The organism is Microvirga solisilvae (assembly GCF_022808595.1).
Lineage (GTDB): Bacteria > Pseudomonadota > Alphaproteobacteria > Rhizobiales > Beijerinckiaceae > Microvirga > Microvirga solisilvae.
Genome location: NZ_JAKUCN010000019.1, coordinates 1 through 2,303, shown reverse-complemented (window position 1 = coordinate 2,303; position 2,303 = coordinate 1). Strand labels below are relative to the sequence as shown.

The 2,303-nt window shown below is 59.2% G+C and carries 1 protein-coding gene; it reads left to right on the top strand.

All coding sequences use genetic code 11. The features are described 5' to 3' along the window. Window positions 1-952: 952 nt before the first annotated feature. Window positions 953-2,303: DNA translocase FtsK (locus MJ639_RS17755; RefSeq protein WP_279306697.1), on the top strand; the 1,351-nt coding region annotated here is incomplete at its 3' end.

Genomic DNA, 2,303 nt, shown 5'->3' with positions numbered 1-2,303 from the left:
CGCTTCTCTTTCTTTCTTCACTTGTCAAAGAGCAAATCTCGCCTCGAAGAGACAAGACAAAGAACCTCGATCACCCCGTCACGCTGAAGCGCCAGGAGCCCGAAGCCCTTCATGCCGGCACCCCGTTCCCAAGACGCCGTCGATGAAGGGGTATCTAATCGATCTGGATTCTCGGGTCAACACTCATTCAGAAGATTTTCTGAATTTTTTTGAGTGTCCATCCGTCTCCTGAACGACAGATATAGCAAAGCCGTTCTCAGAAGATGTTTTTCTTCTGAGTTATACTTATCGAATGAGCGGAGCTCTTCGATGAATATTAGGATTTGCGCCAGAGGAGCCTTTCGAGACGGCGAATGACTTCGCGCTCTTAGGCTCATGTCTAAGGCCAAAGATAAAGCTTATCTCTGGCTCCGGCGCGAACGTGTCTATTCCTGCATTGCTGCCTGAATGATCCGCCGCGTTATCCGGAGAAAAGCGCCAGACCACCGAGGTGGCCGCGCTGGGTTGCGCCGATATAAGCGATTCGCGTTTTTATGCAAGTGGGGAATGAGGGCTCTGCTCGCCTTTCTGGAGCAAATCTCTTGCATTCCTTCAAAACCTATATGGGGATGCTGCCGGGTGTTTTGAAGGGCAGGGGATATGGGGACGACCTGTCGCCTCCTAATCCTCTTTTTACCTTTCAGGGGTGTAACTGCTGAGGAACGACCCTCCCGGGCCGAACAACTCGGCTCCAACCTCAATAATGACAATGCATTTCAAGCGCCGGCCTTCCTCTTCTGCCGATCACGGCTACGATTCCCCCCTTCCAGAAAGCGCTCCGACCTCAGTTTCCCATGGGGCAGGGGGTGCTGCTTCCGCGCAAAATATTGCCAATCAATTTGCGAGGCCGACGCCGCCCACGTCGTCCGAAGTGCGCTATACCCGGACGCCCGACCGCATTCTCAAGGAGCGTATGAAGCAGGCTCCCGCCCCGGCGGTCGAGAACTTGCAACCTGCGCAGCCGGTCGCATCGACAGCATTTGATATTCCCAAGACCTCGAACCCGCTGATCGTGCCTCAGGCGCGAAACAATGCCGGTTCACAGGCTCAAGGCGCGCCGGGTGTCCATTACACACGCACGCCCACACGCATGACGCCACAGGCTTCGGCGCGTTTGCGGAATGTCGCCGCGCCTGATCAGAGTGAAAGTGCTGAACAGGTGCATGTAGCTTCGCCCAGAGCTTCTGCTGTTGTTACGAAGGCTGCGCCGGCGAGGGCGGCGTCACAACAGCCTACCCAGACACCGAGCGCGTCCATGGACTTCTCGCTGTCGCAGGTTCAGCAATCCTATTCGTTTCTTTGGCAGCCAGGCACGTATCTGCTGGATCCAGCCGTGCCGACAAAGGAGGTTGCGCCCGTTGAGGCAAAAAGGGAGCGCAGTGCCAGGCCTGCAAAGCAGCCGACGCCTGTGAGCCGTGTGATCGCGGTCGCACCTGCCGCGCGCGTCGTTTCTGCACCAAGCGAAACGCCGCCGTGGGAAGACGAGCCGGAAGAGCTCTCCACTGACATCGAAATTTTCGAGGATGATGCAGAGGAGGTGCCCGCTCCTGTTCCCATGATGCGGCCTGCCGCTCGTGCTGCAAGCGTGCGCACGCCTCCTGCACCAGCCAATGACAGCTTCGGAAAGGCGCATGCCTCTATTCCGGCTGCGGCGTCTTTCGATTTCGAGCTTCCCGCGCTCGATCTGCTTGCGGAGCCGCATGATCAGAACAGCGTCGAGGTGCCGCCGGAAGTTCTACAGGAGAATGCCGCGGCGCTCGAGAACGTGCTGTGGGACTTCAACGTGAAGGGCGAGATCATCAACGTCCATCCCGGTCCTGTTGTGACGTTGTATGAGTTGGAGCCTGCGCCTGGAACGAAGTCGTCGCGGGTGATCTCGCTGGCCGACGACATCGCCCGCTCCATGAGCGCGGTCTCGGCCCGCGTCGCCGTGGTCCAGGGTCGCAACGCCATCGGCATCGAGCTGCCCAACCACAAGCGCGAGACCGTCTACCTGCGCGAGCTCCTCGCCTCCCAGGACTTCGAGACCTCGAAGCAGAAGCTCGCGCTGTGCCTCGGCAAGACCATCGGCGGCGAGCCGGTCATCGCCGATCTCGCCCGCATGCCCCACCTGCTCGTCGCCGGCACCACCGGCTCGGGCAAGTCGGTGGCGATCAACACCATGATCCTGTCCCTGGTCTACCGCATGACCCCGGCCGAGTGCCGCCTGATCATGGTCGACCCGAAGATGCTCGAGCTCTCGGTCTATGACGGCATCCCGCATC